The 5,158-nt window shown below is 66.7% G+C and carries 8 protein-coding genes; 3 read left to right on the forward strand and 5 right to left on the reverse strand.

Annotated elements, in window-relative coordinates:
- Together Q1V87_RS06710 and Q1V87_RS06715 are read left to right on the forward strand one after the other, a co-directional pair.
- Nucleotides 1-402: ATP-binding protein (locus Q1V87_RS06710; RefSeq protein WP_300591403.1), on the forward strand; the 402-nt coding region annotated here is incomplete at its 5' end.
- Between the two features lie 135 nt (nt 403-537).
- Nucleotides 538-825, forward strand: coding sequence for a WXG100 family type VII secretion target (locus Q1V87_RS06715; RefSeq protein WP_300591404.1), 288 nt, complete (start codon nt 538-540; stop codon nt 823-825).
- Nucleotides 826-891: 66 nt separating this feature from the next.
- Here the strand turns inward: Q1V87_RS06715 and groL are convergent, their stop codons facing one another.
- The 5 genes from groL to Q1V87_RS06740 all read right to left on the reverse strand — a co-directional run bounded on the left by groL (nt 892) and on the right by Q1V87_RS06740 (nt 4,925).
- Entirely contained in the window at nt 892-2,511 is a 1,620-nt protein-coding gene (gene groL / locus Q1V87_RS06720; RefSeq protein WP_292709105.1) for a chaperonin GroEL, read from the reverse strand.
- Between the two features lie 165 nt (nt 2,512-2,676).
- Complete coding sequence (locus Q1V87_RS06725; protein ID WP_228176859.1) at nt 2,677-2,877, reverse strand: cold-shock protein; 201 nt, start codon at nt 2,875-2,877, stop codon at nt 2,677-2,679.
- A 129-nt stretch (nt 2,878-3,006) separates the two neighbouring features.
- Complete coding sequence (locus Q1V87_RS06730; RefSeq protein ID WP_300591405.1) at nt 3,007-3,606, reverse strand: LytR C-terminal domain-containing protein; 600 nt, start codon at nt 3,604-3,606, stop codon at nt 3,007-3,009.
- Nucleotides 3,606-3,905: a DUF3263 domain-containing protein gene (locus tag Q1V87_RS06735; protein ID WP_300591406.1), complete on the reverse strand. Its 300-nt coding sequence runs from the start codon at nt 3,903-3,905 to the stop codon at nt 3,606-3,608. The genes Q1V87_RS06730 and Q1V87_RS06735 overlap by 1 nt, the downstream gene beginning before the upstream one ends.
- Nucleotides 3,906-3,914: 9 nt before the next feature.
- Nucleotides 3,915-4,925, reverse strand: coding sequence for a DUF2332 domain-containing protein (locus Q1V87_RS06740; protein WP_300591407.1), 1,011 nt, complete (start codon nt 4,923-4,925; stop codon nt 3,915-3,917).
- On the opposite strand from Q1V87_RS06740, the gene Q1V87_RS06745 reads away from it, so the two are divergent.
- Nucleotides 4,924-5,151 carry a hypothetical protein gene (locus Q1V87_RS06745; protein WP_300591408.1) on the forward strand — a complete coding sequence of 76 codons (228 nt, stop codon included), beginning with the start codon at nt 4,924-4,926 and terminating at the stop codon, nt 5,149-5,151. The genes Q1V87_RS06740 and Q1V87_RS06745 overlap by 2 nt on opposite strands.
- Nucleotides 5,152-5,158 lie beyond the last annotated feature (7 nt).

The raw sequence follows: 5,158 nt of genomic DNA on the forward strand, positions 1-5,158 counted from the left end.
ACGAACCTCATCGGCAACGCTCGCCGGTTCACCGCTGAGGACTCCCCTATCGAGCTGCGCATCGGAGTGGATGCCGCGGCGCAGTCGGGCTGGATCGAGATCGTGGACCACGGTGAGGGAGTGCCGGATCAGATCAAGGACAAGATCTTCCAACGATTCTGGCGCGCCGATACGTCACGCACGCGAGAGACCGGCGGGTCCGGGCTCGGGTTGTCGATCGTCGCCTCGATCGTGGAATCGCTGCATGGCTCGGTACGGGTGATGGACACCCCCGGTGGCGGCGCGACCTTCCGTGTCGGATTCCCGCTCGCCAGACACCTCGACCCGGCCGATCACGCCTTCCTCGAAACGCAGCCGCTTGACCGCCTGCCGTCTGACCTGCGGAGCGACCCCCCGGCCTAAGCCCCGCCCACCTCGAAGGGCTCCTCCCCAGGACACGTACATCGGTGGCATGTACGAGTACGCGTGTTCCCCGGCGATTCAGTCCGAGCCGCGACCGTAGCGTGTCACCCACACTCACGACACCGGGAGGTTCTTGTGGCCGTCTATTCCGTCGACAGCGACGCGGTTTTCGCCGCAACGGCAGGTGTGCGGGCCACCGCAGACCGCGTTCGCGCCGAGACGCATACCATGCTCGCCCAGCTCACCGGCCTGCAATCACAGTGGACCGGCGCGGCATCGCTTGCCTTCGCCGGCGTCATCGACCAGTGGCGCGCAGCCAACGCACAGGTCGAAGAAGCCCTGGCCACGATCGGGGTCGCCCTTGAGACCGCAGGACACCAGTACGCGGATGCCGAACAGATGACCCTCGGCCTGTTCCGCTGATCGCACGAGAAACGACCGAAGGCCCCTCCGCATGGGAGGGGCCTTCGGCGTGAAATGCAGCAGGACTCAGAAGTCCATGCCGCCCGACGGGTCGGCGGGCATGGCCGGAGCCTTCTCGGGCTTGTCGGCGACGACGGCCTCGGTCGTGAGGAACAGCGCGGCAATCGACGCGGCGTTCTGCAGAGCCGAGCGGGTCACCTTGGCCGGGTCGATGATGCCCTGTGCGAACAGGTCACCGTACTCACCGGTCGCAGCGTTGAGGCCGAATCCGGGCTCGAGCTCGGAGACCTTGTTGGCCACAACACCGGGCTCCATGCCTGCGTTGAGGGCGATCTGCTTCAGCGGCGCCTCGATGGCAACGCGCACGATGTTCGCGCCCGTTGCCTCGTCACCGGTGAGCTCGAGAGTCTCGAACGCCTTCTTGCCGGCCTGGATGAGAGCGACGCCACCACCGGGGACGATGCCCTCCTCGACGGCTGCCTTCGCGTTGCGAACGGCGTCCTCGATGCGGTGCTTGCGCTCCTTGAGCTCGACCTCGGTTGCAGCTCCGGCCTTGATGACGGCAACGCCACCGGCCAGCTTCGCCAGGCGCTCCTGCAGCTTCTCGCGGTCGTAGTCGCTGTCGGTGTTGTCGATCTCACGACGGATCTGGGTCACGCGACCCTCGATGAGCGCGGCGTCGCCGGCACCCTCGACGATCGTGGTCTCGTCCTTCGTGATGATGACCTTGCGAGCACGGCCGAGCAGGTCAAGCGTCGCGTTCTCGAGCTTGAGGCCCACCTCTTCGGTGATGACCTGGCCACCCGTGAGGATCGCGATGTCCTGCAGCTGAGCCTTGCGGCGGTCGCCGAAGCCGGGAGCCTTGACGGCAGCCGACTTGAAGATGCCACGGATCTTGTTGAGCACGAGGGTAGCGAGAGCCTCACCCTCGACATCCTCAGCGATGATGAGGAGTTCCTTGCCGTCCTGGATCACCTTGTCGACGATCGGCAGCAGGTCCTTGATGCTCGAGATCTTCTGGTTGGCGATCAGGATGTAGGGGTCCTCGAAGACCGCTTCCTGACGCTCGGGGTCGGTCACGAAGTAGGGGTTCAGGTAGCCCTTGTCGAAGCGCATACCCTCGGTCAGCTCGAGCTCGGTGCCGAACGTGTTCGACTCCTCGACCGTGACAACGCCTTCCTTGCCCACCTTGTCGATGGCCTCGGCGATCAGGGCGCCGATCTCGGGGTCAGCTGCAGAGATCGACGCGGTAGCGGCGATCTGCTCCTTGGACTCGACTTCCTTCGCACCAGCGAGCAGCTCATCGGTGACGGCCTTGACGGCCTTCTCGATGCCCTTCTTGAGCGAAATCGGGTCGGCGCCGGCCGCGACGTTGCGCAGGCCCTCGCGCACGAGCGCCTGAGCGAGCACGGTTGCGGTCGTGGTGCCGTCACCGGCGACGTCGTCGGTCTTCTTGGCGACTTCCTTGACGAGTTCCGCGCCGATCTTCTCGTACGGGTCGTCGAGCTCGATCTCCTTGGCGATCGAAACGCCGTCGTTCGTGATGGTGGGGGCTCCCCACTTCTTCTCGAGCACGACGTTGCGGCCGCGGGGGCCGAGCGTCACCTTGACGGCGTCGGCGAGGGTGTTCAGGCCGCGCTCGAGGCCGCGACGGGCCTCCTCGTCGAAAGCGATCATCTTTGCCATGTGTGTCGTCCCTCCCGGACGGGGCTAGGTCTTAGCACTCACCGATCTGGAGTGCTAACCCATTCTGGCACTCGCCCATGGGGAGTGCAAGCCGCACGCGACGAAGACGACGAAGAGACGGATGCCGCGGCATCCGTCTCTTCGGAAACTCAGTCGACGCGGTCTCTAGACCACGCGGACCGACTCCGCCTGCGGGCCCTTCTGGCCCGTCCCGACGGTGAATTCGACCTTCTGTCCCTCTTCGAGAACACGGAAACCGGTCATGTCGATGTTCGAGTAATGGACGAACACGTCTTGACCGTCATCGACGGTGATGAAGCCGTATCCCTTCTCGGCGTTGAACCACTTCACGGTGCCTTGGGCCATGGGTACTCCTGATGCTGGTAGGACACCGTCATCGTATGCACCGGAATCGACCCGAAACGATCGCCGAGCGAAGTATTGACACGCGCGTCTTCACCTTGTTACGGCCCGGAAACACGCGGGCCGCGCCGGTCAGTTCGTCGGCTCGGGAGTGGGGACACCGGCCGCGGATCGGTCGAGGCCGATGACGATCGTGAGTTGCTTCGTGGCGCCTTCGTCGGCCTCGGTCGCGGGGTCGTCGGTCGGCTGATAAATGGTGCTTTGCGCAACCGCGGCCCCGCCGATGACGTTCGCGAGCCCCAAGGCTGCCGCGTAGTCGGCGTCCGTCGCGTAGTAGACCGTCGTCTCGGGGAAGTCGTCGGTTCCGGCCTGCCCGGCCAGAACGGTCTCGGGGACCCACCCGGCTGCGATGAGCTGGTCTTTCAGCTGCGTGGCAAGCCCGGTCTCGGGCGTCGCGTTGAGGATCAGGATCGAATAGGACGTGTCGACGACGGGGTCCACCGTGACCGTCGGGGTGGGTTCGGGAGCGGGTTCAGGAAACAGCACGATGCGCCCCGAAACCACGAACATTGCGAAGATACCGACAGCGATCAGGATGACGGTGGCCAGCGCCGCCCAGAAGAAGACGACTCCGCCGCGCATGTGTGGCTGCTCCGCGCGGTGCGCACCGACCCGACCGACGTCCTCGGGCAGGTCGTCGAATCGATCGCGCGGGAACTCGGAGGTCGGCATCAGACGATCGTACCGATGCCGCCTACCGAAACCGTGCGTGTCCGCCCGGCAGAGTCCCCGCTCGCTGGACCGGAGCGCTTGCTTCCCCGGGCGCTCTCCCGGAGCCTGCGCAGTCGTCCCATGAGCAGCGGGTCGTATGCCTGCGCATCGACCGAATCCAGCATCCGCACCAGCAACTGGTAGTAGCGAGCCGGCGACATACCTAACGTCTGGCGGATCTGCTCTTCTTTTGCCCAGCCGCGAAGCCGACACGACGACTCGAAGTCGAGGATCGCGCGCTCACGCTCGTTCAGGGGCACGGTGAGAGGTTATCGGCGAGCGCCGACATCCGGTGCGCGCCACTCCACCCACGCGCCGAGTGGGTCGACGACGGCGAGCGCGCGCTCGTCCATACCCAAGACGAAGCCGGGCCAACTCGCGGCATCCGCACCCCAGCGGTCGTGGAGCCCAGGCGGATCGATCGAGAGCCAGTGCGTGCCGGGGCGGGCGGAGCGAACTGCGTCTATGTGGTTGCAGAGCTGTATGCGTCCGGCCCGGGCGATGTGGGGCAGCACCCCGGGCGTGGTCACGACCAGCGCGGCGTCGCCGGGTGCTTCGGCTGCAAGCTCCGCGAGGATGCCGTCGGCGGTGGCGTCTCCTGACATGAGCGTCGGGGGTTCCCCACGCACGACGTCGAGCGCCGCGACGATCCGCTCGCGTCGCCCCTGCTCCCCCGGCCAGACGAGCGAGGTCAGAAACCGTCGGTCGATGTCGGATGCCGCGTCCAGTGGCGCCAGGTCGATACCGGCACGCCACACGACCTCCGGCAGACGCAGACGTGGCAGGCCCCGGGCGCCGCTACGAAGCACAACGGGCGATGGGCCACCGGCCGGGTCGAGGTCCTGTCCGTTCTCGTACCGGTACGAGTAGCGATCGGGGTAGAGACACAGGCCTGCGCTCGCACCGACCTCGAGGAGTGCGATCGGGCCGTCGATGAGGCTCAGCGCGGGCAGGAGAGCCGCGCATCGCAGCGGTTCGTTGGTCTGCAGCCCGCGCGCGACGCACTCGGCCGCGACCTCGTCGATGTTGGCCGCCAGCCACTGCGCCCACGCCGCGTAGCCGCCCTCCGCCGCTCCCAGCATCCTGGTCACCGCGAACACGAGCGGAGGCTGTCGCCGATCGGCGGGGATACGCGCGAGCAGCAGCTGCGTGTCAGTATCGGCCGCCACGCCTGAGGCCCATTCCTCATACAGATCAGAGCGGCCCGGCGCTTCCTCGGCCGCGAAACGGCGGTATCGCTCAGCGACGCGGCCGGCCTCGGCATCCGGGGATGACACCATGCCCCCATTCTGGAACAGCCCGCATCCGGTCGGTGCCGCATCCCGGGTCACCTCCCTCGTCCTATCCCTCGTCGCAACGGCGAACGACACGCACGACACGCCGGCAGCGGATGCCACGAGCCGGGGTGTCGCACGGATGCTGCGCCGTTGCGACCGAGGCTGGCGCGCCGGATTCACGGCCAATCTGCGACGTCGAGCGGAACAGTCCGTCGCCACTTCGTGTTGACTTGGGT

The sequence above is a fragment of the Microbacterium sp. genome (assembly GCF_030149085.1).
In the GTDB taxonomy this organism is placed as follows: domain Bacteria; phylum Actinomycetota; class Actinomycetes; order Actinomycetales; family Microbacteriaceae; genus Microbacterium.

Coding starts and splice junctions, on each gene's coding strand:
- groL (WP_292709105.1), bottom strand. CDS start 2,511: ATGGCAAAGATGATCGCTTTCGACGAGGAGGCCCGTCGCGGCCTCGAG.
- Q1V87_RS06725 (WP_228176859.1), bottom strand. CDS start 2,877: ATGGCCCAAGGCACCGTGAAGTGGTTCAACGCCGAGAAGGGATACGGC.
- Q1V87_RS06730 (WP_300591405.1), bottom strand. CDS start 3,606: ATGCCGACCTCCGAGTTCCCGCGCGATCGATTCGACGACCTGCCCGAG.
- Q1V87_RS06745 (WP_300591408.1), top strand. CDS start 4,924: ATGCCCCCATTCTGGAACAGCCCGCATCCGGTCGGTGCCGCATCCCGG.
- Q1V87_RS06740 (WP_300591407.1), bottom strand. CDS start 4,925: ATGGTGTCATCCCCGGATGCCGAGGCCGGCCGCGTCGCTGAGCGATAC.